The organism is Bradyrhizobium sp. Ec3.3, assembly GCF_000472925.1.
Taxonomy (GTDB): Bacteria; Pseudomonadota; Alphaproteobacteria; order Rhizobiales; family Xanthobacteraceae; genus Bradyrhizobium.
The window spans coordinates 1-25,318 of record NZ_AXAS01000085.1; the positions used below are offsets into that span (position 1 = coordinate 1).

22 protein-coding genes and 2 pseudogenes are annotated in these 25,318 nt (G+C 59.8%); 16 read left to right on the top strand and 8 right to left on the bottom strand.

Going from position 1 to position 25,318, the window contains the following annotated elements; translation table 11 throughout:
• The 4 genes and pseudogenes from YUU_RS60920 to YUU_RS0141755 form a co-directional block, all read left to right on the top strand.
• Window positions 1-193 (top strand): annotated as a pseudogene (locus tag YUU_RS60920) (RNA-directed DNA polymerase); the annotation flags it as partial.
• Window positions 194-351: 158 nt separating this feature from the next.
• Entirely contained in the window at window positions 352-942 is a 591-nt protein-coding gene (locus YUU_RS53790; protein WP_371260582.1) for a GNAT family N-acetyltransferase, read from the top strand.
• Between the two features lie 298 nt (window positions 943-1,240).
• Window positions 1,241-1,984, top strand: coding sequence for an MBL fold metallo-hydrolase (locus tag YUU_RS0141745; protein WP_027527541.1), 744 nt, complete (start codon window positions 1,241-1,243; stop codon window positions 1,982-1,984).
• A 1,239-nt stretch (window positions 1,985-3,223) separates the two neighbouring features.
• Window positions 3,224-6,592, top strand: a complete 3,369-nt coding sequence (locus YUU_RS0141755) for an AAA family ATPase (protein ID WP_027527543.1) — start codon at window positions 3,224-3,226, stop codon at window positions 6,590-6,592.
• 218 nt (window positions 6,593-6,810) lie between these two features.
• On the opposite strand, the gene YUU_RS0141760 is transcribed toward YUU_RS0141755, so the two are convergent.
• On the bottom strand, window positions 6,811-7,257 hold the full coding sequence (locus YUU_RS0141760) for a cupin domain-containing protein (RefSeq protein WP_035664820.1): 447 nt from the start codon (window positions 7,255-7,257) through the stop codon (window positions 6,811-6,813).
• 221 nt (window positions 7,258-7,478) lie between these two features.
• On the opposite strand from YUU_RS0141760, the gene YUU_RS59570 reads away from it, so the two are divergent.
• The 5 genes and pseudogenes from YUU_RS59570 to YUU_RS62525 all read left to right on the top strand — a co-directional run bounded on the left by YUU_RS59570 (window position 7,479) and on the right by YUU_RS62525 (window position 10,683).
• The gene (locus YUU_RS59570; RefSeq protein ID WP_210164194.1) at window positions 7,479-7,943 is read left to right on the top strand and encodes a winged helix-turn-helix domain-containing protein; all 465 of its coding nucleotides are present in this window, start codon (window positions 7,479-7,481) and stop codon (window positions 7,941-7,943) included.
• Window positions 7,931-8,911, top strand: coding sequence for a tetratricopeptide repeat protein (locus tag YUU_RS59575; protein ID WP_156944828.1), 981 nt, complete (start codon window positions 7,931-7,933; stop codon window positions 8,909-8,911). Before YUU_RS59570 ends, YUU_RS59575 begins: the two co-directional genes overlap by 13 nt.
• A 144-nt stretch (window positions 8,912-9,055) precedes the next feature.
• Window positions 9,056-9,856 (top strand): phytochelatin synthase family protein, encoded by an 801-nt coding sequence (locus tag YUU_RS0141770; RefSeq protein WP_051390195.1) that lies wholly within the window; start codon window positions 9,056-9,058, stop codon window positions 9,854-9,856.
• A gap of 79 nt (window positions 9,857-9,935) precedes the next feature.
• Window positions 9,936-10,277 (top strand): annotated as a pseudogene (locus tag YUU_RS62520) (SDR family NAD(P)-dependent oxidoreductase); the annotation flags it as partial.
• A gap of 43 nt (window positions 10,278-10,320) precedes the next feature.
• Entirely contained in the window at window positions 10,321-10,683 is a 363-nt protein-coding gene (locus YUU_RS62525; protein WP_256375338.1) for an SDR family oxidoreductase, read from the top strand.
• Window positions 10,684-11,324: 641 nt separating this feature from the next.
• On the opposite strand, the gene YUU_RS0141780 is transcribed toward YUU_RS62525, so the two are convergent.
• Complete coding sequence (locus YUU_RS0141780) at window positions 11,325-11,717, bottom strand: hypothetical protein (protein ID WP_027527546.1); 393 nt, start codon at window positions 11,715-11,717, stop codon at window positions 11,325-11,327.
• A 649-nt stretch (window positions 11,718-12,366) separates the two neighbouring features.
• Here YUU_RS0141780 and YUU_RS0141785 point away from each other — a divergent pair.
• From YUU_RS0141785 to YUU_RS61950, 3 genes are all read left to right on the top strand, one after another.
• Complete coding sequence (locus YUU_RS0141785) at window positions 12,367-13,140, top strand: DUF2189 domain-containing protein (protein ID WP_027527547.1); 774 nt, start codon at window positions 12,367-12,369, stop codon at window positions 13,138-13,140.
• A 246-nt stretch (window positions 13,141-13,386) separates the two neighbouring features.
• The gene (locus YUU_RS59585; protein ID WP_156944830.1) at window positions 13,387-13,680 is read left to right on the top strand and encodes a hypothetical protein; all 294 of its coding nucleotides are present in this window, start codon (window positions 13,387-13,389) and stop codon (window positions 13,678-13,680) included.
• Window positions 13,681-13,759: 79 nt separating this feature from the next.
• Window positions 13,760-14,596, top strand: coding sequence for a CBS domain-containing protein (locus YUU_RS61950; RefSeq protein ID WP_245288277.1), 837 nt, complete (start codon window positions 13,760-13,762; stop codon window positions 14,594-14,596).
• A 303-nt stretch (window positions 14,597-14,899) separates the two neighbouring features.
• Here the strand turns inward: YUU_RS61950 and YUU_RS55575 are convergent, their stop codons facing one another.
• The 3 genes from YUU_RS55575 to YUU_RS60650 form a co-directional block, all read right to left on the bottom strand.
• On the bottom strand, window positions 14,900-15,313 hold the full coding sequence (locus YUU_RS55575; RefSeq protein ID WP_027527548.1) for a hypothetical protein: 414 nt from the start codon (window positions 15,311-15,313) through the stop codon (window positions 14,900-14,902).
• A gap of 198 nt (window positions 15,314-15,511) precedes the next feature.
• The gene (locus YUU_RS0141805) at window positions 15,512-15,718 is read right to left on the bottom strand and encodes a hypothetical protein (protein ID WP_027527549.1); all 207 of its coding nucleotides are present in this window, start codon (window positions 15,716-15,718) and stop codon (window positions 15,512-15,514) included.
• 5 nt (window positions 15,719-15,723) lie between these two features.
• On the bottom strand, window positions 15,724-16,137 hold the full coding sequence (locus YUU_RS60650) for a hypothetical protein (protein WP_027527550.1): 414 nt from the start codon (window positions 16,135-16,137) through the stop codon (window positions 15,724-15,726).
• 55 nt (window positions 16,138-16,192) lie between these two features.
• Here YUU_RS60650 and YUU_RS60655 point away from each other — a divergent pair, with 55 nt between their 5' ends.
• A complete protein-coding gene (locus YUU_RS60655) occupies window positions 16,193-16,420 on the top strand; it encodes a hypothetical protein (protein WP_198031937.1) in 228 nt (75 codons plus the stop codon).
• Window positions 16,421-16,478: 58 nt separating this feature from the next.
• Here YUU_RS60655 and YUU_RS0141820 read toward each other — a convergent pair whose 3' ends face one another.
• The gene (locus YUU_RS0141820; protein ID WP_156944832.1) at window positions 16,479-16,646 is read right to left on the bottom strand and encodes a hypothetical protein; all 168 of its coding nucleotides are present in this window, start codon (window positions 16,644-16,646) and stop codon (window positions 16,479-16,481) included.
• Between the two features lie 946 nt (window positions 16,647-17,592).
• Between YUU_RS0141820 and YUU_RS0141825 the strand changes: the two genes are divergently transcribed.
• Window positions 17,593-18,687: an ABC transporter substrate-binding protein gene (locus YUU_RS0141825; RefSeq protein ID WP_027527553.1), complete on the top strand. Its 1,095-nt coding sequence runs from the start codon at window positions 17,593-17,595 to the stop codon at window positions 18,685-18,687.
• Window positions 18,688-18,880: 193 nt separating this feature from the next.
• Here the strand turns inward: YUU_RS0141825 and YUU_RS0141830 are convergent, their stop codons facing one another.
• Window positions 18,881-19,321 carry a lipocalin-like domain-containing protein gene (locus YUU_RS0141830; protein WP_027527554.1) on the bottom strand — a complete coding sequence of 147 codons (441 nt, stop codon included), beginning with the start codon at window positions 19,319-19,321 and terminating at the stop codon, window positions 18,881-18,883.
• A gap of 492 nt (window positions 19,322-19,813) precedes the next feature.
• On the bottom strand, window positions 19,814-20,794 hold the full coding sequence (locus YUU_RS0141835) for a catalase family peroxidase (protein ID WP_027527555.1): 981 nt from the start codon (window positions 20,792-20,794) through the stop codon (window positions 19,814-19,816).
• 388 nt (window positions 20,795-21,182) lie between these two features.
• Between YUU_RS0141835 and YUU_RS0141840 the strand changes: the two genes are divergently transcribed.
• Together YUU_RS0141840 and ltrA are read left to right on the top strand one after the other, a co-directional pair.
• Window positions 21,183-22,034, top strand: a complete 852-nt coding sequence (locus YUU_RS0141840; protein ID WP_245288278.1) for a hypothetical protein — start codon at window positions 21,183-21,185, stop codon at window positions 22,032-22,034.
• A gap of 1,785 nt (window positions 22,035-23,819) precedes the next feature.
• Complete coding sequence (gene ltrA / locus YUU_RS0141850) at window positions 23,820-25,151, top strand: group II intron reverse transcriptase/maturase (RefSeq protein ID WP_051389937.1); 1,332 nt, start codon at window positions 23,820-23,822, stop codon at window positions 25,149-25,151.
• The last annotated feature ends 167 nt before the right edge of the window (window positions 25,152-25,318 follow it).

Consider the following 25,318-nt stretch of genomic DNA (forward strand, 5'->3'; position numbering starts at 1 on the left):
CATGTGGTGGTTCTGCAATCAGGTGCGAAGGCTCTGGCTTACGACGCTTCGGCGTCGGAGTCAGAAGGCTGATCTGTCCTGGGAGCGCTTCATCCGCCTCGTCGATCGCTTCTTTCCGCCAATCAAGACACTACACCCGCTGCCCTGTCACCGCTTCGACGCCAAAACCCGAGGGAGGAGCCCGGTGCGTTAGCAGCGCTCGCCGGGATCTGGGTGGGGGGCGAGGAGCAATCCTCGTCCCTACCACGACCATTGGGTCGCAGCCGCGAAGGCTCGTTGGTACAGCCGTTCTGCTCTGTTTGGAAACAGGCATCTGATAAATTTGGCCGACGCCATCGACTGGGAGACGGCATGATGACAGCTGAGTCGGAAGTCAAATCTGCGGGCGCGAACATTCAGGCAAGCACGATCAGCACCATTGTGCTCGGCTTTGCAGCCGATCCAATGGCCCGTTGGGTTTGGCCCGACTCATCCGAATATCTCAGGATTATGCCTGAGTTCGTTAACGCATTTGGCGGACGGGCATTCGAGCATGGCACGGCTTACATCACGGAAGGGGCTCGCGCGGCCGCCCTGTGGCTGCCGCCCGGCGTCGAGCCTGATGAAGCGGCCATGGGCGCAATCATGGCGCAGTCCCTGCGCCCGGAGATCGCCGACGATATTCCACACCTGCTCCAGGGAATGGCCGAACATCATCCCCACGAGCCACATTGGTATCTGCCCCTCATTGCCGCCGATCCGAACTGGATCGGCCAAGGCCTCGGCACATTGCTGATGAAACACGCTCTTCGACGATGTGACGAGGAGGGCATCGCCGCCTACCTTGAAAGTTCGAATCCGCGAAACATTTCCCTTTATGAGCGCCACGGCTTCAGGATCATCGGTGAGATACAACACGGTTCTTCGCCGACCATGACGCCAATGTTGCGGACGGTTTCTTGAGCGGAATGGCGGCCGGTTCTCCTTCCAACAGGGGGTATATATCGGCATAACCTTCGCTTCAAACTGACTACGTCCGCAGGTGGCCCCTCGCGACATATTGCACCGCCACGTACCCTCGGTCGGTAACGGGCATAGCGGAAATCGACGGGCCGACGTCAATTGCGGAGGGCGACGCTCATGACCCGAAGCAGACGCTCCTCATCGCCGCGGCTTTTCAAAGCGCGGAACACCTCGTAGCCTCAAGCCATCCTTCACGGTCGATCAACCGGTCGTAGGGCCACTCTTGGGAGAGCTTGTCATGGAAGCTAGGATCGATGAAATCGGTGCAGGTATATATCGCCTGTCCATCTTTGTGCCGGATGCCGCTCCGCCCGCCGGATTTACGTACAATCATTTCCTATTCACCGGTGACGAACCGCTGCTGTTTCACTGCGGGAAGCGAAAAATGTTTCCATTGATTTCCGCCGCGGTTGCTCGGGTCATGCCGGTGGAGCGACTACGCTGGCTCGGTTTCGGCCATTTCGAAGCGGATGAATGCGGATCGATGAACGAATGGTTGGCAGCTGCGCCTGCGGCTCAGCTTACTCACGGGATGGTGGGCTGTCGCGTTTCTGTCAGCGATATGGCTGATCGCGAGCCGCGCGTGCTTTCTGACGGCGAGGTTATCGATATCGGTGGCAAGCGCTTTCGCTACATCGATACGCCGCACGTGCCGCATGGTTGGGATGCTGGCGTTATGTTTGAGGAAACGACAGGAACCTTGTTGTGCGGAGACCTATTTACGCGCGTTGGCAACGGCCCAGCTCTCACGGAGAGCGACATTATCGAACAGTCAATTGCGGCGGAGAGTTTATTCCATTACACCAGTCTTGGCCCGACCACGGGCGCGACGGTTCGCAACCTGGCGGCGCTTAAGCCGAAGGTACTGGCGACCATGCATGGCTCGTCGTTTTCTGGTGATGGGGCTACAGCGCTAAGCGCTTTGGGTGATCACTATGACGTGCTCTTGCGCACGGCGCTTGCGAATAGGAAGTTGAGTTAACCCCACCACCCGATGTCTGTTCATGGCCCTTCGCGTCATTTCGCGGTGACGCAGTATTTTGGTCGCTTTCGGCGCGAAGCGGACATTGACGGCCGTGCGACCTTAACGAGCACCGACGCGATTGACCCGAAGGCAACCTTAAGCCCGTGACCAGCAAGAGGCTGATCGCAGTCCTTGGTGGGACTTAGCACAAGCGGCACGCCCCCCAGGACGCGCAGCAACCCGCGCAACCACCGAACCCCCAGCCACCATACCCCCAGCCATCGAACCCGATGTCGTCATCGAACCAGATGTCGAACCCGCAGCCGCCGCAACCGCAACCACGGAAGCCACGGCAACCACGGAAGCCACCGCAACCTCGGATGCCAACGAACCCGCCACCACCGCAACCTCGGATGCCAACAATCCCACCACCACCACCGCAACCTCGGATGCCAACAAACCCACCACCACCGCAACCTCGGCCGCCAACAAACCCGCCACCACCGCAACCTCGGCCGCCAACAAACCCACCACCACCACCACAACCTCGGCCGCCGCCACATCCCCCGCCACCATGGCCGCACCCGCAACCACCGCACCCGCGCGCTAGCTGCACGCCGCTGCCAAAGTCTTCTCTATCGAAGAGATGGAACGTGGCCAGACTGACGTCGGCCATTTCCTCTTCGCCAAGAAAGAAGCGCTGATTTGGCGAGGTATTGTAAGATTGCGGGATACCGGCAGCGGGCATCGTGGATGCGGATGCACTACCCGCCAGCGAAAGACCCAGTCCGGCGGCACCTAGCACCTTCACGGTGGCGGCTTTGGTTGTGCGTTTCTGCTTCGAAGCTTGCTTGACCCGTGGCATGGTCGCACCCTCCGTAAGTTCTCGTGAAAACGCTCCGCAAGAGTGCGCTCGGCGAAACCCGCGCGCAAGGGTTACCTGTGCCATAAAATGCGAAACATCTCATCGAGCTCCATTCATCTTCATGAGCCGAGATCGACACATAACCGCTTTTGGTTGAGCAGAATCACGCCATCTGCACACACGCAGCAGCATGGACCTGTATTGTCCGATTCTGGCCCCTCGCGTCATTTGCTGCGGCTGCTCAAAAGCGGTCGCTATCGGGACCGAAGCGGACATCGATGGGTAGCGAAAACTGCGCGGAGACCCGAAGCGGTCATCCAAAAAACAGCACCCTAGACACGCTATCTCGCCTGAGGGATCATTGCGATTGTAAGCGAACCGCGGGCGCCGCCATGGACGTCGGAGGTTGGCTGCGGAGACTTGGCCTTGGGAGGTATGAGGCTGCGTTCCGCGAGAATGAGATAGACGAGACGGTCCTTCCGAGCCTGACGCACGAGACACTGAAGGAGCTTGGCGTCACAGCACTTGGGCATCGTCTTAAGCTGCTCGATGCCATTGCGGCATTGCGCCCCTACACGGGCGCGCCGGGGTCTTCCGGTGGGCCGTTGGATACGTCCAGAACCCCGAGCGTCTCTCCCGAAGACCGCGCCGAACGTCGTCAGGTCACGGTGATGTTATCCGACTTGGTCGGTTCGACGGCGCTGTCGGCGCGTATGGACCCAGAGGACCTCCGGGAGGTCATCTCGGGCTATCAGAAGTGCGTTACGGAAACTGTGGGCCGTTTCGGGGGCTTCGTAGCCAAGTACATGGGCGATGGGGTGCTGGTCTACTTCGGGTATCCAGAGGCGCATGAAGACGATGCGGAGCGGGCTGTCCGCGCAGGGCTGGAGTTAGTGACGGCTGTCGGCCAACTGAAGACCCATGTCCCTCTACAGACGCGTGTCGGCATCGCAACGGGCTTAGTTGTTGTCGGCGACCTGATCGGGTCAGGCGCTTCTCAGGAGCAAGCAATCGTAGGCGAGACGCCGAACCTTGCGGCACGCCTTCAAGGCATCGCCGAGCCGAACTCGACCGTCATTGCAGAGGCCACGCGCAGCCTCCTTGGCAATCTCTTCGAGCTACAGGATCTCGGGCCAAGGGAGTTGAAGGGGATCGCTGAGCCGGTAAGGGCTTTCGCGGTACAGGGGGCAAGTTCGGCCGAGGGGCGGTTCGAGGCGATGCACGCCGGCGGCATGACTGAACTGGTCGGACGAGAAGAAGAGCTTGGATTGTTGTTACGACGCTGGGCGAGAGCCAAGACTGGGGAAGGCCAAGTGGTGCTGCTGTCCGGTGAGGCCGGGATCGGCAAATCCAGGCTCTCCGCCGCGCTGATAGAGGCCCTCGCGACCGAACCCCACACGCGGCTGCGTTATTTCTGTTCGCCCCAGCACACCGACAGCGCTTTCTTTCCGCTCATCAGGCAGTTTGAGCGTGCCGCAGGATTTGCGCACGGCGACACGCCGCAAGCAAAGCTCGACAAGCTCGATGCGCTCCTGGGGCATTCCTCGACGTCCCGGCAGGACGCGGCGCTGTTAGGGGCGATGTTGTCGCTTCCCAACGACGGACGCTACCCCGCTCTGGACCTTAATCCCGAACAGCGCCGACAGAAGACGCTGGGGGCACTCAGCCTGCAATTGGAAACCCTGGCGCGCTCCAGCCCCGTGCTGATGATCTTGGAGGACGTACACTGGGCCGACCCCACGAGCCTGGAAGCGTTTGGCCGCACGGTGGATCAGATCGCGAGCCTTCGCGTGCTATTGATCGTGACGTTTCGGCCGGACTTCGAGGCGCCATGGATCGGACAGCCGCACGTCACAACCCTTACCCTCAACCGGCTGGGACATCGTGACGTCAACACCCTGATCGAGCGCGTCGTCGGTAACAAGCCGCTGCCGGCGGACATTAGAACGGACATCATCGAACGCACCGACGGCATCCCCTTGTTCGTCGAGGAGATGACAAAAGCGGTGTTGGAGGCCGGGGGAAAGCTGGAAGCGATGCAGATTGCGGTGGCGGTTCCCTCGCCGGCGCGGGCAGTCCCCGCGAGCTTGCATGCGTCGCTGATGGCTCGGCTCGACAGGATCGGGACGACCGCGAAAGAGATAGCACAGATCGGTGCCGCAATTGGCCGGGAGTTCTCCTATGAGCTGCTAGTCCTCGTTGCGCACAAGAACGAAGAGGCGGTGAAGAGGTCACTCGGGCGGCTTAGCGATGCCGGGCTCGTCTTCAGCCGAGGCACGCCACCGCAGGCGACCTTCTTATTCAAACACGCGTTGGTGCAGGACGCCGCCTACGGCACTCTGCTGCGCGGCCCACGTCGGTCGCTGCACGCCCAAATCGCAACTGCGATGGAGGGTCACTTTCCGGAAATAGTGGAAACGCGGCCCGAGCTGTTGGCTCATCACTTCGCGGAAGCAAAGATGGTCGAGCGGGCGATTCGGTACTGGCTCCGCGGTGGCGAGCGCGCGAGCGAGCGTTCCGCAAATATCGAGGCGATCGCGCATCTCAGCAATGGGCTGAAACTCGTCGAGACCCTGCCCGATACGCCCCAACGTGTAGAGACAGAATTCGCGCTTCAAATGGCGATTGGTGGTCCGCTGACCGCAACTAAGGGCTACGCCGCTCCGGAGGTCGAGCGGACCTATCTCCGGGCGCGGGAGTTGTGCGAGCGGCTCGGCCGCTCAATCGAGCTGTTTCCGGGTCTGCGCGGGTTGTGGAATTGCTATTTCACCCGTGGCGAACTCCTCAGGGCTGGCGATCTCGCCGAACAGCTAGCTGTGCTCGCACAGGATCAGGGGCGATCGCTGCAACGCGCTCTTGCCCACCGCAGTTTGGGCTCCACGCGATTCTTCCTCGGCCGCTTCAGCGAGGCGCGTGAACAGCTCGATCAAGCCATTTCATTTGACGAAGCGGCGGCTTCGGGAAACCGCCGTGCCTACATCTCGCTCTATGCGGATTCCCCCGGCGTCATTGGCCGCCTTCATCTCTCTTGTATCCAGTGGCTTCTCGGCTTCCCCGAGCGCGCTGTGGCGACGCTCGAGGCGGGGCTGGCGCTCAGCGAAGCTCGTGCGACACCAAGCTTCCATGCGCTGGCCCTAACCTTTTCCGCAATCGTACGCCAGTGGCGACAGGAGTTTCAGGCGGCACGACGGCAAGCTGAAGCAGCGATCACCGTCGCGCGCGAGCATGGCCTTTCTGCGCGACTTGCTTTAGGGACGATCTGCCGGGGCGTGGCGCTCGCCCACCTCGGCCAACATGAGGAAGGGATCGCGCAGGTTCACGCGGGCTTTGCCTGCTGGCATGGGACCGGCGCCCGACTTTACGATCCCATGTGGCACTGTTTCACTGCGGAAGCTCATGCGGCCGCTGGCCAGTTCGACGCCGCGTTCGACGCGCTCGACCGTGCTAGCGAGACCGCCGCGGCGACCGCGCAATTGTTCTATCAGGCGGAGTTGCACAGACTGAGAGGCGCGTACTATGCGGCAAGGGGCGAGAGGATCGAAGCGGAAGTCTGGCTGAAGGATGGAATCAAGCTCGCCCGGAGCCAAACTGCGAAATCGCTTGAGCTGCGCGCCGCCACTGGTCTCGCCCGGCTTTGGCGCGCCCAGGGCAAATGCACCGAAGCCCACGATCTTCTCGCTCCGGTCTATGGTTGGTTCACCGAAGGCTTCAACACGCGCGATTTACAAGAGGCGAAGGCGTTGCTCGACAAGCTCTTGTGATCAGTCCATCGAAATGACCGGCGACTTCCGGTTATGGGCCCTTCGCGACATATTGCACGCCACGCATCGTCGGTCGCTAACGGGGCACAGCGGAAATCATCGGCCGACGTCTGTTGCAGAGGGCGACGCTCGTGACCCCAAGCCGAGCTCGGCGGTCGATTGGCTATCGCGCAGCGGCCCGCCGGAGCTGATCCGGCGGGGTTAATCACCGGAGCTTGCTACGGGACCTTGCAATTCATCTCAGGTCGCAGGACCACACTTTCCTGAGCCGTGGCTTCGTTGCGGCAGCCGATGAAGACGGCAGGTTGCGCACTTCTGTTCACCGCAACATGCAACATGTTTGCGGGAACGAAAATATAATCCCCCGGTCGCACAATGTCGCGATACTGAAGTTGATCGCCGGTCCACAATTCCATTTCATCGCCGGTGAGCATGTAGAGCGCGGTTTCGTGATGCTCGTGCACGTGTGCCCGGGTTCGTTTCCCGGCTGGCAGAGTGATTTTCCCGAGCCAGAGCGAGTTTGAGCCGACGGTTTCTGCACTTACGCCGGGCTCGTAATCGCTACCTTGTTCTGCGCGGTAGCCGGCGGCGCCTTTGATGACCGATGCCTTATGCGGTGCAGCGATCGACCCGGTTTTGCTCCTGGTGGCTTCAAGAATCGTCATCGAAACCTCCTGTTTAGTGAAGGGATTGGGGCGTATAAATTCTGCCAGCGGTGGCCCAAAAGTCTTGAACGCAAGCCCGAAATGTTCCGAAAACTTGCAAAATCCATCGGTCTTTGGTCATGTCCACGGACTTCACCTTCGGCCCGTTTGTGCTCGATAAGCAGCGAGGAAGGCTTCTACGCGAGGGCCGGCCAGTAGCCGTCAGCAGCAGGGGTCTTCGGTTGCTTGAGGCGCTGCTTGGCTCACCTGGCCAAGTGCTGACGAAAAACGAGTTGATGCAGGCGGCCTGGGGCGACGCCGCGATCGAAGAAAGCAATCTTTCCGTTCAAATCGCGGCGCTGCGAAAGCAACTCGGGCCGATCTCAGAAGGCGGAGATTGGATCACCACGGTTCCACGGGTCGGCTATCGCTTTGTCGGGCTTCAGGCAAAAGAGCCGATGGAAAGCATCGCCAAGGCGACGACGTTGCCGGCTGAGCATCGACCGTGGATCGCCGTTCTGCCGTTCGTCAACTTGAGTGGCGAAAGAGAACAGGAATATCTCGCCGATGGTATCACCGAAGATATCATTACCGCCCTGACGCGGTTTCGCTGGCTTTTCGTAATCGCCCGCAATTCCAGCTTTGCTTACAAGCACAAACTCCTTGACGCAAACAGATCGCGCAAGAGCTCGGCGTGGAGTATTTGATCGAAGGAAGTGTGCGCAACTCCGGCCAGAAGATGCGAATTTCTGCGCAGCTCGTCGACGCCAGATCAGGAAAGCATATCTGGGCCGAACGCTATGACCTCGAATTGAACGACGTGTTCGCTATTCAGGACGAAATTGCCGAGCGCGTAGCAGGCGCTATCGAACCGGAGCTGCTGAAAACGGAGGGCGCGCAGGCGGCGGCTCGACATACAGGCAATATAACAGCCTGGGACATAGTGCGGCGGGGGACGTGGCATTTTCATCAAGTCACCCGCGAGAACCACCGAAAAGCCCGAGAACTATTTCGACAAGCCGCCGAGCTCGATCCCGAGCTTCCGGAGGGGCATCTCTGGCTCGGTCGGGTCAATGCCGGCCTGGTTGCTTATGGCTGGTCGGACAATCGCGCTGCCGATTTGCGGGAGGGCACGGAAGCGGCGCTGAAGGCGGTTCAACTGGACGAACGAAATCCTTACGCACACTACTCGCTCGCGATCGTTAGTGCGTATGCGGACCAGTTCGAGCAGTCGATCAGTGCCGCCCGAAAGGCGATTGAAATCAGCCCCAGCTTTGCGTTGGGCCATCTGGTCCTCGGAATGGCGGTTTTGTTCAGCGGACGTGCATCTGAAGCAATTTCGCCGCTTGAATACGGCTTGCGGCTGAGCCCGCACGACCCTCAAGGTTTCTTCTGGTTCAATGCACTTGCGCTGGCACGCCTTTTTTCCGGCCACGCGGAAGCAGGTCTCGAGGTGGCAACACGCGCGCTGCAAATACGGCCGAACTGGCCAACCAGTCTGGAAGTTCTCGTCTGCTGCCATGCTGCGCTTGGAAAGTGGGGCGAAGCCCGACGCTGTGCGCAACAGATTGCTGGCGTTACGAGCCCATCAGACGACGTACTGGCACCACTCAAGGCCCACAACCCGGCATGGAGAGAGCAGATGACCCGCGCCCTTCAAACGGCGAAAGCCTAGAGCGTCTAGCGCGAACGCCAATGTCGCCTTGTGACCCAACTAGGGCACTCACTGCGCGCAAAATCTCGGCAACATTCTTGCCGTATCCGACTCGTGACCCGTTAGATTAGATTGCGTCGGGCTTGCATGAAATAGGAGCTCACCATGTCATTTCTCGCTCGAATTGCACTCGCGCTTTTGCTGACGACTGTGCAACTTCCCGCGGCATTTGCGCTAGACAACGCACCAGCGACCATTTCTCAGGATCTTGTGCCATTCTCGTCGGACGACGGGCTTGCGCGACTGGCTCGCTCAACTGCCAAGGTGGACTTTCCGGCCCTCGCCAATCAGTTCGAAGCCGAGTCCAACGGAGCGTTCTGTGGACCCGCGTCTGCCGCAATTGTGCTCAACGCCGTTCGAGGTCGGAGCCCTGATCTGCCGCGGGACCGGAGCCGATTACACTCAGAAGACCTTAAATACATTCCGAGCGGCTACGATCCCTCCGTCCCTCGCTTCACACAGGACAACGTGATCACCAAAGGCCAGAAGACACGCGCGCAAATTCTCGGCGAACCGATGACGATCAATGGAAAACAGATTCAGGATTTCGGATATCAGGTTCGTCAGCTCGATGAGATGCTAAGGGCGAATGGTCTTACGACCCGGCTTGTCATCGTTGATGACAGCAAGCCTGAGCAGGATATTCGGACTGATTTGGTTGAAAACCTCAAGCGGCGGGGTGATTATGTGATCGTCGCCTACCAGCGCAAGGCTGTAGGACAACAGGGCCCCGGCCACATCTCGCCGCTCGGCGCATACGACGCTGAATCCGACTCGTTCCTTGTCCTTGACGTCAACCCCGCGAGCGCTGGCTGGGTGTGGATGCCAGCTGCGACCCTCGTTAAGGGTATGCGCACGTTCGATACGGTTGAGAACCGCGGATATATTCTCGTTGAGACCCCTTAGGCGTCTCCACTTAGCACGGAAGCTTCCCCGATTGGCCCATCAGCGAAGTGGCGGCACGCCTATAGCATCGGAGAACAGCATGAAGCTCGCGGGAAAAATCGCTCTGATCACTGGCGGCTCGCGCGGGATCGGCCGCGCCACGGCGCTCGCGTTCGCCGCAGAGGGCGCGGACGTTGCCTTTTGCCATTTGAACGATGATGCCAAGGCCGGCGAAACCGCCACCGAGATCCGCGCGCTGGGCAGGCGCGCCATGCACCGCTCGGTCGATGTCGCCGATGTTGCGTCCGGGCGGGCCTTCGCCGGCCAGGCGGCGCTAGAGTTCGGGCCGATCGACATCCTATTCAACAATGCAGGTATGAACATTCGCAAGCCATTCGAAGCTTATACCGAGGAGGAATTCGACCGGATCCTCTCCGTGCACCTGAAGGGCATTGTTCTTCATGGCACAGGCGGTCTACCCGGCGATGGTGGCACGTGGGCAGGGCTGCATCATCAACGTCGCCTCGCAGCGCGGATTGAAGGGTGCGGTGAATTCGGCGCCATACTCCGCCGCCAAGGCTGCGATCATAGGGTTCACTCGCGCGCTGGCCTGGGAAGCGACGCCGAAAGGCGTTCGCGTCAATGCCATCGCGCCGGGCCCGATCGTCACTGATCATATCGCGACCATGACACCCGAGGATCGTCAGGCCTTCATCGATGCGCTGCCGGTAGGCCGCTTCGGCCGGCCGGAGGAAATCGCCGCGACAGCGCTGTTGCTGGCCGGTCCGGACGGCGGATTTTATGTCGGCGCGACCCTGTCTCCCAACGGCGGAGACGTGATGTATTAATTAGCCACCGCACGGCGGGCGCGCAGCAGTCGGCTCGCTTGAATCGGTATACTGGGCAATTCTTCATCGGACGGCGGCAAGTTGATCGTCGAATGTTTTCTTTCTGGAATGCGAGATCTAATCCCTTCGTGACATATTGCACCGCCACGCATCCTCGGTCGCTAACGGGGCATAGCGGAAATCGATAGGCCGACGTTTATTGCAGAGGGCGACGCTCATGACCCATAGCGGTCCTCGCAAGCACCGGCGCCGTTAGCTTAAGCGCTTCCAAGCAGCAAGATCTGACCAAGCTCTTTTTGGCCGAGGGGGGAGGGAAAACTTTTGTGCAAGGCTTCCGATTCTCAGCATGAGCGGACAATGCACATGGGAAGCTAGCTTCGGTTCACGGGAGCGTCGCAATCGTGACCCAACAGCTTGCCCGACTTTCGATTGAGGAAGTGCAGCCTGACGCAGGCCGGGCAGCTTATCGGTTCGTATCTATTTTCACGCCGTCCTTCTTCCTCATTATCGTTCAGCCAGAGTTGGACGAGAAGGTCGGTCGTCGGACAACTGAAGATGAATTTCTCCATCCGACTGGCGTGGAGCGTCATGGCAATATCTCGTATTCAGATCGGTCAACGACTATCGGGATGCATCGCGCGTTATGGCGCGTCGTAAGCTCGACCAATAACGAAAATCGAAGTCCGTTCGTTGTCGGAGATAAAGTCGCGAACCTCGAAGGCGCGACGCTCTCCTTCCGCGACCGAGCCCGCGTGCGCGATGACGTAGCAGCGGCTGGGATCGAGCGGGGCCACCCCCATGGCAGTGGCCTCGATAACTAATTCCTGTCGTGATAGCCGCCGCCAACGGTCGTCGCCGGAAGTGATCATCTGCATGCGCCCCAACAACCGAACGTCGCTGACCCGGTCGCAGAGCACCTTAATTTCCGACACGTTGAGGCGTCCGGTTTCCAACCATATGCTCTCGGCCAGCGCCGAGTGCGACGTCGCAAACAATGCCGTTACTGCTAAAAAAGCCGGGCAAAGCGCGCGCATGAATCGCTCCGCTATTCAATTGCCAGTTCCGCTTTTGGTTACAAGGATAGTCGAGCCGCCACCATTCTGAAATTCAGGCGGATTGCTTAAGGGCATTTACGGATGACATCCGGCGACACTGTCCGGTTCACCCTGAACGAGGATCGGTCCCGCTCGCCTTCGCAGGCATCTGGACCACGTTCAACGGCAACCGCGGGCACTAAGTCCAAGTCGTCCGCTGTGCGCCACTATCCGGACCTCGATGATGCGCGCGGACACTTCGCAGAAGGGCCACAAGGGAACTTTGAGCGCATTGCCGGTTTTGGCCCCAGGCGGTGGTTGTGGGATTTCTGCTATTCCGCCGCTGTTAGGGGATAAGCAGACATCGGTCGAGCGGCCCAAAAATGACGCGAGTGATCCACAGCGGTCATCAGGACGCATTCGCGGAACGAGACGTTTATGGAATAAGGATCTCAAAACTCTTTCAGCCGAGGCGGTCACTCGGGGTTTCCGTCATTCCACTTTACAAGACCTCTCTCTTACCTCTCCCCGAAGAGCGGCGAGCCAAAGCGCAGCATCTGTGCGCCGCCTGCGGACTATGCGATAACTCAACATTGACACGGGCCGCCAGAGTCCTGCGCCAATTTAGAGATGCAAATCGGAGGGAGCCATGTCCATTTCAGGAAAGGTCGATCCGGTGGTGCGCCCGCTCGTGGCCGCCGATCTCGCGGAAGCTTTGGGCAAGGGCTTGCGCGATTTCCAGGCGCTGCCGCTTTACGGACTGACGTTCGGTGCGCTCTATGCCGCCGGCGGCATCCTGATCCTGCTCAGCCTGACCGCGTTCGGGATCGCCTATCTGGCCTATCCTCTTACTGCCGGATTCGCACTGATAGGGCCGTTCGTCGGCATTGGACTCTATGAAGTGAGCCGGCGCCGCGAGGCCGGTGAGCCCGTGTCCTTTGGCGCCATCTGGTCAACGATAAGATCGCACAGCGAAATCGGCTGGATGGCCTTGGTCACGCTGTTCGTGTTCGTGGTTTGGATGTACCAAGTGTGGCTTTTGATTTCACTTCTCTTGGGCCCAAATGTGTCGTTTGCGAGCCTCAGCGAATTTCTCAGGGTCGTGCTGACTACCAATGCAGGGCTCTTGTTTCTCGCCATCGGCACTCTCGATGGCGCTGTGCTGTCGCTGATCCTGTTTTCGCTGACGGTAGTGTCGTTTCCGTTGTTGCTCGACCGTGAGGTTGATTTCGTCACCGCGATGGTCACGAGCGTCCGCGTCGTGGTGACGAGTCCATTGCCGATGATCGGCTGGGCCGCCGTCATCGTCATACTGCTGATCGTCTCGGCGCTGCCCTATTTCCTCGGACTTCTGGTGACGCTACCGGTGCTGGGCCACACCACCTGGCACCTGTATCGGCGGATCGTGGAGCCGCTTCCGTAAGTCCGTCCCGCAATCCAGCCGCCTTCCTTGCCGAAAGCCAATGGGATGATGCGGTCGTGGGTGATGTGCGCCGCGGCCCGGCGACTAGCCTGAATGACAGTATTGGCCCTTCTGAGAAGGGTCCGCACTTACCGTCGAGGGCTGCATGGTGGAGTAGCGGACGAGATTGCTCACTCTGAGTTCTTCGCATTTTGACCCCGAGCAGACCTCTCATGGACGCCAATCCATTTTGGGGCATATGTGATCATGGCGCCTTCTGTCAGCACCGGCGACGGGGCCAGAAACGTTGCGGGCGTTGTCGCCGAACCGCTTGATTACTTCCATTTCGCCGAGGTGCCTGACTGGGGTTTACGGGTTGGTGTTACAGCCCGATCCCGAAACAAGACCTGCTGCCTCGGTGAGGGAAATAGACGTGGCACATCCATCGAAACGGAAGGGCAGCGGCTTCGAGCTGGAAGTGTGAAGGTGCTGCAGGCGATGTCGCCAGCGAAGCCTGCTACCGATCCCGACAGCGGGATTTTCACCGCCTCGATGGCGTAGCCCGGCGCGGTGCTGACAACGCGAGATATTTCGACTAACCTTCAAGGCGGGCAGAAACAGGGCCCACGACAGGAGATCGATGAGCATTGTAAAAAACGCTCTGGCCCAGAAGAGTGGCGCCCTGATCCATGTTCGTTCCGGCGACATGGTCGTCGAAGCCTTGCGCCAGATGCGCGACAACCAGGTCCGGTCGGTGCTGGTCATCGACGACGACGTGCTGGTCGGTATCGTGACCCAGGGTGACTGCGCCATCAAAGTGCTGCTGCCCGGGCTCGATGCGAAGCAGACCCCGGTGGGCAAAGTGATGACGGGCAACCCGGTGACGGTCAAGCCGGACGATCGGCTGGAAGGCTGCATGGCAATGATGGCTGCGCGCGGTTTTCGCCATCTGCCAGTGCTAGACGCGGGCAAGGTCGTGGGCGTGATCTCGATCGGAGACGTCGTCAAGAACATCATCCGGGATTTGGAGCACAACGTGGACGACCTGATGGGCTACATCATGAAGGACGGCCCCGGGGGGCTGACAGACGAACCGCGGTGCCGTCGCCCCGTCCGCGATCCTGCGGCAGGCCTAGTTCTTCTACGATTGAAAACCGCTCGCCGAGGTGGTCTAGCCGTCGCCACGCGAAAGGTGGTTTTCATCTCAGGCTGTGTACGAGCCTTCCATCGACATATTTTCCAGCCGCCACTCACGCAATTCCGCTTTAGTCGGCGCGGCTTCTCCACTTTCGAACTAGCGCCGTTGCATGTTCCACCCCTTCGGTGTCCAGCCGAAGTCGTTGGGTCCTCCCGTAATCGTAAGCACCCCAACGACGCTATCCGAAGAGTTGGCTGTCATCCGCCCGGAATGCGTTCTCCATCGCTGCTTGACGTCATCGGCAGCAGCATGAACCCGCTCCAATGCGATTTTCTCTAACTCTTTTTGACGTGACGGTCTCATTGTTTGAGCCTCGGGGTAGCGGTTAGGTCTCGGCCCGTTCTTGTTGCTTCGTGCTAAATTGTTGTTGTCTTCTGCTAATTTGCAGCCTGCGCAGGAGATTATCGAGCAAACAGGGAAGAAGCGACGCGGCGCATTATGTGCAAACTTCGCCGTCATCTGCGATGTCTATAGCAACCAGCATCACCTGCGAAGGGCCGCCATCCCCGGCCGTTCGCGCATCATCGCGACGTCTATGCGAACTTCTCGAAGCGCCGCAAGGAGAGAGGGTAGGCGGAGGAGCTACTCCAGCTCCAGCCCCTGCACGGCAGGCATGTCCTGGGTCGGCAGGATCTGCGGCGTTGGCGGGTTTGCGTCGCCGACGATGCCGGTGCTCTCGCTCGGAGGGCCGCTTGCCGCGTCAGCCATTTTTGCCTGGGACACGGCCGCGGGCTCGATCGGGCCAGCGGCGACTTCCGTGGGCTTGTGTGGTGAGCCCAACGGGATGCTGTGCCTGGCGACGTGCCGGATCGGGGCCTGTGGCCTCAGCAGGTGCCGAAACATGGTCTGCAGCGCCACTCCGAATTTATGGGGCCTGTTGGAATGAGACGCCGCGTGGTGCGGCGACTTTCCGGTATCCAATGTCTTTGCATTTGCGACGGGGATCGCGACAATCAATCCGGCCGTGACGACGGCCAACCCAACGAACGCTTTCATTGCCAGCGCTCCTGTTAGCCCTTAGCCCATTCTCGAACGGTTGGCGCTGATTTCGACGGCCGTTGGGCCGGATCGCGGCACTCCTGCTTCAATCCCGGGGCGCTTCACTCGTGATTAAGGTCATGCCGAGGTTCTCCCGAGGCCCGGCAGATCGGGACACAATGGTGGACACATCGGGTAAACGACCATTGTACTGGCTTATTTTGCCTTCTCGCCGCCCATCGCGGTCAGCGCGCCGTCCGCCGTGGTGGCGCCGGTGCCGCCGGCCACGATCGGGCGCGGCGTGTTGAGGTCGGTCTCAACGTCGGCGACGTTGTTATTGTACTTACTGCTCTCGATCGTGGTGTCGGGCACCGCGTCGGTGCCGACGGGACGATGATAAATGCCGGATCCGTCACGGGGCATTGCGCTTACTCCTGCGGCGACACGTAGAGCCGCTCCCGGCCGCAAAAGAGATGGAGGCGATGGGATCCGAGTTGATCGACGCTGCCCGAAAATGCGAGGCCCTGACGGCCCAGGTGCATGATGCGATTGCCTTCATGAGCGAAACGGCGGCAGGATATCGGGAAGAAGGCAGGAAGATCTTCGAGCGCATCGAAGAATGCGCGCCGGCGCGTCAAAACAGGTCGCCGGCCCGCATCCCGATCGGCCGGGAACATGTCGCAATCGACGCGCTCGATGTGGCCGCAGGTTTCGAGATATCGGAGCACGCGCCGGCCATCCCTGATCGCCCGCGCCAAGTCGGCGCGGCTGATCTCCGGCTCGCCCGCCGCGATATAGGCGGCGATCAGCTCGGCCGCCGCGATGACGATATCGGGCGACACCTCATGCTCGCTGGCCGCGGGCGTCCGGGTGGTGTAGCGGCGCGCGATAAGCTATTTGCAACAGATGGACGCGGTCGAGGTCTACACCGCGCGCTACGAGCGCGAGCACGGCCACAAGCCCCAAGGAAAGCGCTTCTGGCGCTTCATCCTGGTGTCGGAGTCCGTCACGGCCAAGGACCACACCTTCGCCCTCGATCAGATCATGACCTACCCGATGGCGTTGGAGAAGGCGCAGGAGGTCGCCGGGCTGCGCAAGTCCATTCGGATCATCGTGGAGCCATAGCGCGGCCCCGCCGAAACCGCTGGCCGCTACCGCGGTTCCGGCAAGCCTTTCGCTCAAATCAGTAGAGCACCGGCGGAGCTGCCTTCAGATTATCCCACTGGATCGGCAGAGGCGGAGGGTTCGTGTCGCCGTGCGGCGGGGCGAATGTGGCTCCGCCGGCGACGTTATCGATCTCGTCGATCGTAAGCTCGCGTGGGGCAAGCGCGTCTACCTTATAGTCAGTCATGGCCGTCTCCTTGTTTTCGCAGCCCCGCCTAGTGCGGCGCCGAGGGGTCGAAAATCTGACGAAGGACGACGGCAATGGCTGTGATCCACCTCACCGTTCGGGAATTTCTAGATTGCTACGCTGCCCGTTGGCGAGAAATGGCTCGCCGGACATAATGGAGTAGCAAATGTTGAAATCCCCTAACAGCAGTCAAACCTCAGACCAGGATCGAGAACTCAAGCCCCTGAGCGACAGGCCCCTGAGCGATAACGAATTGGAGTTGGTCAGCGCCGGAGCGAGACAACCGTATGGCGACGCCATCTACGACATAGCGATGAGTAGAGGGTGGGGCAACTACTCCTCATGAGCACTCAATAAGGTCTCGGTGGCGCATCGTGATGGGTTGCGGAATTTAGAAGCCGACGCCATCGAGACCTGATTTTCCGGCCAGCCCGAACGCGGTCGCCTGGCGCGTTGGCAGCCGATCAGAGCGGCCCTTAACTTTCTTCAGGAATGAGGCAACCAGGCAGGAGGATGTCCACCCGATGTCGTCGATCCACTGAAATTCGCAGGGCCTGGTCTCGAAGCATCGCGGGCGCGCCTACCGCGGCGGCCGGTGCGGTCATTGGGTGAAGGTCAAGAACCGGAAGCATCCGGCGTTCGCCCGCGTGCGGGATCAGTTCTAAGAGCGGCGCGCGCCAAGTATTCGCGGCCTCTGATCGCCCGCCGGAGGATGCCGCGTAGGCCGGGTTATGATAAAGCACCGGCAGGTTTTGTCAGAGCCTGCACCGCCTGCTTTTGGGGCAAAGCGGACATCGAACGGCAGGTGTTGCTCGCAGACCCGGTCGAAAGTGACCCATGTCGGACATTCGGCTCGGAGAATATTTCAGTCCGAATGGTCGTTGGACGACTTCCCGATGATAAGCTCCGACAGGTAACTGCCGCGTTCTGATCCTTGGAGGTGAGCATGCAGCGGCGTGATTTTCTCGGACTGATCGGCGCGGCCGCGTTGAGTATTCCTCGACGGGGCTATGCCCAGAAGAAAACGGACATGCCGTTGGTGGGGTTTTTGCTGGTCCAAAAGTTGGAGACCTCAGTCGCAAAAGATAGAATTGCCGTGCTTCGGAAAAGCCTTCAGGAGGAGGGTTTCATCGAAGGGAAGAACTATTCCCTTGCCGTGCGGTCCGCAGAAGGGGACTTGGATCGCTATCCTCGGTTCGCCAGGGAATTGGGCGCGAGCGATGCGCGCGTGATCGTCGTATCGAGCTCCCTCTATGGGTTGGTCGACTCGGTATTGTGCAGGGACGGCTCGTACCGGGGACAAGCGACCCCGGCGGAAATCGCACGTCAGTGCGAAGTGTTTCACGAGTTTCGTCGATCTTTTCCAGAGCTGCCGCTCGTTTTTTGCAACATTGCTGCCGACGTCATCGCGCTAGGCATCGTTCAAAGCTATGCACACCCGGGCGGGATGGTCACCGGAATCGTAATGAGCGCAGTCGGTGGCGAAGAAACGGTGACCCAAAAGCGGATCGGGTTCTTCAAGGAGCTTGTCCCTAGTTTGAAACGACTCGGTATGATAGAGCCGGTGCCCGCCCACGGGGTGTTGGCTATGCAGGAGAAAGATGCCCTGCAAAAGGTATCCCTCCAGATGGGGTTCGAGCTCGTTCACTACGAAATCAAAACTCTTGACGATCTGGACAGCGCCGTCGCAGCGGGGCTTCGTGATGACGTGAGCGCGTTCTACATCTCGGGCGAGCCTCTGATGGGCGCTGATCTTCCACGCCTCGTAAGTGCCCTTGCGGCCTCCGGAAAGCCGAGTGCCGCACCTTATCCGCAATTCGCACAAGCCGGACTTCTGATGAGCTATTCGACCGACACACTCGACGCTGTGCGTCATGCTGGTATCTATGCCGGAAAAATATTGCACGGCGCAAGGCCCGGCGATCTTCCGATTGAGCAGGCGACGAAGTTCACCCTTGTCATCAATCTTAAGACCGCCAAAGCGCTCGGCATTACCGTGCCTTCCACGTTGCTGGCAGTCGCCGACGAGGTCGTCGAATAGAGTTCACCTTCGCCGCGATGCATGAGTCCGAAAGTGGCCCCTCGCGTCATTTGCTGCTTCTGCACAAATGCGGGCGCTATCGGGACCGGAGCGGACATCGATTGGTAGCGAGCACTGCCCGGCTCAGTCGCGAATGACCCAAACCGGAAGTTCAGACTGGTGCGGCGTACGACGCGCGATTTTGCCCATACCTCTACTCCGACACTCGCCGCCACCGCACGACAGCTTGGCCGCTACGGCCGGGAAAATTCGGATGGACCATGCCGACGGTCGAAACCGAAAGCAAATCGCTGTCGATCTCAAAGGCGCGTGTCTGCTCCGTGTTCATCCATGCAGGATGCCAGGCGACGTCGACATTGGTAACGAAACGATTGTCATCCAGGACGCGGCAGTGGCCGGAATACGCCAGCATGCTCTTGAAGAGAGCGGCATCGTCGACATCGTTTTGCGGTAGCTGACGGTCGCGTACTGTCTCGATTACCATTAAGCGCCCTTCTGGCGTAAGGATTAAGTAGCCCAAAGGTTCGGGGCCATACATGTCCATGCTTTCACCGGTGTCAGTTAGCTCAAATTTCACCGAGACTAGTTGCCATGTCCCGACGAGCGAGTTGCGTGTGTCTCTTGGCAATGTCATAGGGTGTCTCCATTACGCTTGAACACGCCTCAAGGGTTAGCGTTCTGCGCTTCGACATCGCGGCTATCGTACTCAGGAAGCTGCCCGGTGTCTCAAGGTAACCATCTCACTTCGCGCCTCATAACTGTGGCGAAGCACCTAGCGGTGACCAGTGAGCATTGCTATCGCGCCGCGAATTTGTAGCGGAACGTGCAGCTCAGCGCGCGGCGGTACAAAGGCAGTGCAACGAACGCAACTTGTCTCCTTGTGGCCCATCAGCGAAGTGGCCGCGCGCCTCGTCGAGGTCCGGACACGGGGGTAAAGCGGAGTAGATCTGCTCACACTGAGTTCTTCGCATTTTGACTCAGAGCAGTCGATTGGTTTGCTCAGGCGAACATTAGTTCTTGATGAAGATCGATCCTGCACTGGAGAGGACAGACACAGAACGGGTACCCCGAACGCGAACGTGGCGATGTTACTTCCAGGGTTCTGACCACGGCCATACCCCGATGGTCAAGGATTGCGCCGCGAGAACGAAACAGCATATGCGGCATCGCGGATGTTGATCAGCGGATCATCGGACTGCTCGATTCCATCGGTGAGCTGTCCCGGTAGAAGCAGTAATTTTTTCTGGGCCTCGACACTGTTCGCCGCTGCCCTGTCGATCGTCAGCACTCCAAGCTCTACCACCTTACGATTGTCGGGCCAGGGTTTCGCCGGATCTTTCGTGGAATCGTCCGCCGCAGCGAGTTGTACCTTGTAGTGAAACGTCACCGGTCCTCGCTTCAGACGTTCTGGCAACTCTTCCATCAAGAAGTCCGGTGCTCGTTTCGCCGCGTCAGACTTATCCAGATGAACGACGTTCTCAGGCAGCATCTGATAACGGACTGCCTTCCTCTCACCCGCTTTGTTGACGAAAACGAACGCATCAATGCCGAAGTATTCTTCGTCGGCGAAGCTGTCTGGCGTGGCTACGGTGCTGAAGGCGGCAGGAACCGAGGGATGGCTCGCCGCAAACTGTTCGAATTTCGTCGGCTTCGTAGCATTCGGCGGGCTCTCCGACAGCGCCAATAGCAGGTCGCGAAACTCTTCGCCTGTAGACACAGGGAAAAACTTGAGGGAATTGATCACAATATCAGTGTCGCTGCCGTCCGGCAGATGGAACTTGACTGCCATCCCGTGCGGGTTGGCGTCTTCGGACCCATCCGGCAGGTTCGGTACCCCCGTGGAGTCTGAGAAGCGCACCGTCACGGGGATCGTGCCGCCGTTGAAAAGGGCCGCTCGGCTTAGCCCTGCGGCTTCCGGAGTTGCTTTGAAACTACCCTCGACCACGATGCCTTTAGCATGATTGGCACGGAATTCGGGATGTACCCCGAATACCTTGTTCATTGCATTGACGAGCTGCTTCTCGAGGGGCTGGTCTTGCGCCAGTGCAACGGCGGGCAACGCCAAACCCAACCCAACTAGCGCAGCAACGACTGTGCGGTTTGTCATGGGGGGCCTCCTTTGTAAGGCACAAGCAGTATAGCACCAAAAAAGCTGACCTATGGGCGAGTTCAGTCTCGGTATGAGTCAGTCAGCGCGAGCGCATTGCGCTGCTGCTCTCATTGACCGGGCGCGCCGGCGAGGCGATGGAATAGGTATAGCGCACGTTGGCTGTGGCCCTTCGCGAAGTATTGCAACGCCACACGTCCCCGGTCGCTCTCGGGCGATAGCGGAAATCGAGAGGCCGCGTCTATCGCGAAGGGTCACGCTCATGACCCAATGCGGTCATGCCGAACATGCTGTCTAAACCACATGGTTTCGGGTATTGAAGGGCGTCATGCGGCCCAACTCAGTCATCGCTATGTTTTTACGATCATATTGCTCCGTGAGACCTCGCTTGGAGACGCGACTATTTATCGCCGCGCTGACGTTGTTCATTACAAACGCCCCCATACGCGCGTCTGATGTCGACAGCGAACACCTCTTCGGATTCACTGAGGGAGCCGATATCGGCAAGGCGGGGGAGCGCGAAGCCGAAACCGAGACGATCGGCCGCTTTGGCAAGTCGGCAGGTTCGTACGCGGCAGTGACACAGAATGATTCGCTGAAAGTGGTGCCCTTCGATAATTTCCGGGTGTCGGCAAACGCCGCGCTGGCCTATTTCCAGATATCCGGCGTGCCGGACCTGGAGGATCGTCAGCTCGCGACCCTGCTGGGCTTCTCGCTTGAGGCCCGCTACATGCTGATGGATCGCCACCACGGTCCATTCGGGCTGACGCTGATCGCAGAACCACGCTGGGGCCGGGTGGACGCGACGAGCGGCGACACCCTCACCAGCTATGGTGGTACCTTCACCATCGTCGCCGACAAGGAATTGATCGACAACCGCCTGTTCGGCGCACTGAACGCGCTGTTCGATGCTCAGGCGACACGCCTCCCGATCCCCGGAAACTGGGGCCACGATTCGAGGATAGGCATCTCATCGGCCGTCTCGGCGCGGGTAACGCCCACCTTGTTCCTCGGCGGAGAGGTCCGCTATCTGCGCGCCTATGACGGCCTCGGCCTGGACGTGTTTTCCGGGCAGGCACTCTTCGCCGGTCCGACCTTCTATCTCCAGATTACTCGCGGCATGGCGCTGTCGGGCGCCTGGAATGCGCAGATCGCCGGCCGCACCGCAGGCGGCGGTTCGCTCGACCTCACCCATTTCGAGCGCCAACAGGCGAAGCTTCGCTTCAACGTCAACTTTTAGATTTGATCGCTAGCCACAGGGCTATTCGAACTTAGATTCCGCACTCTCTATACTGCTTGTTAGCAAGCCGAAAGTGCGAGCCTTCAGCAACGAAGTCGACGTCCAGACATTGGTTTCCTCGCCGATACTCCGATGGTGGGCCATCGCATTGCAGATATTCGAGGTTTATTCGCCAGCGCTTCTCATGCGGAGAATAGGTCGCAAAGTCATGCTGGGCACGAGGCGGCCTCTTGCAGATTCCCGCGATGTATTGTCGAACCTCAGCGGGCAGAGTGCTTATATGTTGCGGGTTCCAAGGATCATCCTTTCCGCCACCGGCTCTGGAGATAGCCGGGAGTTCACCGCAAAGCAGAAGGCAAACCGCTAATAACAAAGTTCGGACTGTCATTTGAGCCTCCCAATTAAGGGACCAGTCGATTCTATCAGAATTTGCAACACCGGACGACGTCTGCAAGTGGCTCTTCTCGAACGTATGGAGACGTTCGAGCTAGTCCGGAAGATGGGCCAAAGCGGATGGTCGCAGTCGTGCTTGACCAGACGCGCAGCAATTTGACGACCGGAAACAGTCGCGTCAGCCAGATCGTAGATGGTCGCTTCTGCGGAAATCCGCGAAACCGACCGCCCGTCTGGGCGCGCATTCGGTGGCGTCGAATAATTTCAGGCGGCCGGGTGCGCGCTGTGTAAAGTTCGCGCCGCTATCGTCCACCGAATCTGCGCCGGGACGATACGTCTGTGGGTGCGTGTCTAGTTAGGTGTGCCGAGATCGTTGGCATAGCTTTGTAAGAGCTCAATGCTACCGGCCTCAATGGCGTTGCCGGGCTTGAGGCGCGTGCCAGCGCGATCGTAGGCGCGATGATAAGGCCGACGGCAACCACGACCGGAAAGATCTGCTCCCGCATGGGAATCTCCAATTGTGTGCCACCACCCATTTTGAGCGCCGGGAGGATTTCCTGCACTGCAAGACTTTGTGATCCGGAATCTCGGTGGATTGGTCGATCAGTTCGCGATCTTCGCTTGCAGTACACCTGCATCGCTCCGGCTCGCGCACTCTGGCCGCGTCGGGCGCGGTTTTACACTGCACCGCGACGCGCGACCGCTGGCGGTAGCTCGATAGGTTTGCCGGGCAAGAGGTAGAGATAGGCGCTATCACCACCAATCGCGAACCCGGTACCGACGCAGACAAACCCCCGCCGCGTTGGGGCAGGTTCGGCGGGGACTGCGGGACATAAAGAAGGGCCGCCGCGATGGCGGACTTTCTATTGTGCGATTGCGGATGTCTGCTGGTGGCGTGCGCCGTGAGAAGGCGGCGCTTTCCAGTGGGTGCAAGTCCCACCCGGCGAAACGCTCCAGCCGGAAGCAACCGGAGCAGCTATGGAGGTGACGAAGTGGCTGAAGCCTTCGGATAGCTGTCACGATATACGGTGACAGCGCGAGTGTGCAGGCCGTAACGCGAGTGAACGCTGAGCAAGCCTCGAAAAGGACGATGCACGGGCCGACCTGACGGCCATATCAGGGAAGGCTGACACGACTGGGGCGACGTGAGCGAAGCAATACCTCCAGTCGCTGTGCCGGGGTAGTGGCGACGGCATGTACACCAGGAAAGCGTACGCAACACGGGAGGCCCCAAGGCGTGGTCAGGGATGATCAACCGGACGCCCGCGAGGGACAGGCCGGGCGCCTTGAGGTGGCGGAGAGGTTTGTAGTACCGCTGAAGCCGGGTAACGCCGGCGGAGGGAAGGGACCTCAGTTCAAGACGAACGCAAGACGTGGTGAGGGACCTGGGGATTGGGCAACCTAACAACTCCAAAGAGTGTTCAGAAACTGCAGACGGCGTTACACGCGAAAGCGAAGGCAGAAGCCGGCTACCGCTTTTACGCTCTGTACGACAAGATCAGCCGGGAAGACATCTTGGCCCATGCCTATGCTCAATGCCGCTCCAACAAGGGCGCACCGGGTGTAGATGGGCAGGACTTCGCGGAGCTCGAGGCGTACGGGGTGCAGCGGTGGCTTGGCGAACTGGCGCTTGCGCTCAGGCAGGAGACGTATCGACCGGACCCTATCAGAAGAGTGTATATACCGAAGGCCAATGGCAAACTCAGGCCATTGGGCATCTCGACCGTGCGTGATCGGGTCTGCATGACAGCAGCGATGCTGGTGCTTCAGCCGATCTTTGAAGCCGATCTTCCACCAGAGCAATATGCCTACCGCACCGGGCGAAACGCCCAGCAGGCGGTGGTCGAGGTGGAAGCGCAGCTGTTCCGTGGCCATCCGGAAGTCGTGGATGCCGACCTCGCGGACTACTTCGGAAGCATTCCGCATGCCGAACTTCTCAAGTCGGTAGCGCGCCGAATTGTTGATCGGCGCGTGCTGCATCTGATCAAGATGTGGCTGGAATGTCCCGTGGAAGAAACCGACGATCGAGGAAGGAAGAAACGGACGACCGAGGCACGGGACAAGCGGCGAGGCATCCCGCAAGGCTCACCCATCTCACCACTGCTGGCGAACCTGTACATGCGCCGGTTTGTGCTGGGATGGAAGATGCTCGGGCTGGAGCGAAGCCTTGGCTCTCGCATCGTGACCTATGCCGACGATCTCGTAATCCTGTGCAGGCGGGGCAAAGCTGAAGAGGCCTTGCGACAACTGCGCATGATCATGGGAAGGCTGAAGCTGATGGTCAACGAGGAGAAGACACGAATCTGCAAGGTACCGGAAGGAGAGTTCGACTTCCTGGGCTACACGTTCGGGCGGATGTACTCAGCGAAAACCGGCCAGGCGCGCCTGGGCTACCGGCCATCGCGCAAGAGCATCAAACGCGTGATCGAAAGCATTCACGCGCTCACCGCCCGATCAGGAACTTGGCAAGAGACCACGGAGCTCGTAGGCCAGTTGAACCGCACGCTGCGCGGATGGGCGAACTACTTCAATGTAGGCACCGTCACCAAAGCGTATCGGGCGCTCGACAATTACGCGGCTGCGCGGTTGCGCCGGTGGTTGCGCTTCAAGCACAAGGTCAGGCGACGCAGGGGCGGAACCTATCCACTCTCGCACCTATACGGGTACTTCGGGCTCGTACGCCTAACCGCGCTTGGGCGCGACATGCCGTGGGCGAAGGCTTGAAGTCTTGTCCGAGAGCCGGATGCGGGAAATCTGCCTGTCCGGTTCGATGAGCGGGATGTGGAAACGGAGCCAAGGGTGAACTACTAAGGCACCGCCAGACGAAAGAGGCGGCCAACAGATATGTTCAGCCTACCGCCACCGCGCCACATCTCGACTCTACCCTTCGC